This is a genomic window from Erwinia sp. 1181_3 (assembly GCF_052824965.1).
On the sequence record NZ_VTDE01000037.1, the window covers coordinates 1 to 301 of the forward strand.

Annotated in this window: 1 protein-coding gene; it reads right to left on the reverse strand. The window is 64.1% G+C overall.

Annotated features, from left to right (window positions below; genetic code table 11):
* The coding region (locus FY046_RS23660; RefSeq protein WP_446186541.1) for a hypothetical protein at positions 1-301 on the reverse strand (301 nt) is incomplete at both ends.

The window sequence follows — 301 nt, forward strand, 5'->3', positions numbered from 1 at the left end:
CGCTGAACCGTTAGCGATGGCCGCAGCGATATCGCCGCCCGCCAGACCCTGAACCACGGCGGTGGCGGCCTGGATACCCTGCTGGACGGCGCCGCCGGTGCCGAGCCCGGTGGCGTTAAAGGCCTGGTCGTAGAAGTTCTGGTAAACCTGGCCGTTGATGGCGCTCTCATCCGGGGTCTGACCCGGATGGGCTTTCACCCAGTCTTTCTGCGCCCTGTCCCGGTCTTCCTGGCTGATACTGCCCATCTTGTCTTTTGCATCTTTCGCCGCGCTGATGGCGCCCTGGGTACGCACGATATCG